The following is a 276-nucleotide window of genomic DNA, read 5'->3' on the forward strand; positions in this document are numbered from 1 at the left end:
CGCCGTCAGCGCGGCCTTTTCGTCCGTATCGTTGAAGAGCCAGAGCGGAAAGCTCACGGTTTGCCCGGGCGTGAAGTTGCGGTCCCAGATCTCGGCGCTCACCGACCGGGGCGACCAGGCCGCCGTCAGGGAATTCCAGACCGGCTTGGGGCGGCCTTCGGCCAGCGGGCCGAGGAACCAGTGGTTGCCGTCTTCCCAACTGCTGGCCACGGGGAACGGTGCGGCTCCTGCCGCGCCGATGCGGCGCCAATATTCGGCGATCCTGCCGTGGGAATA

The 276-nt window shown here is 67.8% G+C and carries 1 protein-coding gene; it reads right to left on the minus strand.

Going from position 1 to position 276, the window contains the following annotated elements; genetic code table 11:
• Positions 1-276 (minus strand): hypothetical protein (locus ENTHG_RS25630; RefSeq protein ID WP_044172118.1); only part of this gene is annotated, 276 nt, incomplete at both ends.

The organism is Phytobacter massiliensis JC163 (genome assembly GCF_000321045.1).
In the GTDB taxonomy this organism is placed as follows: Bacteria; Pseudomonadota; Gammaproteobacteria; order Enterobacterales; family Enterobacteriaceae; genus Phytobacter_A; species Phytobacter_A massiliensis.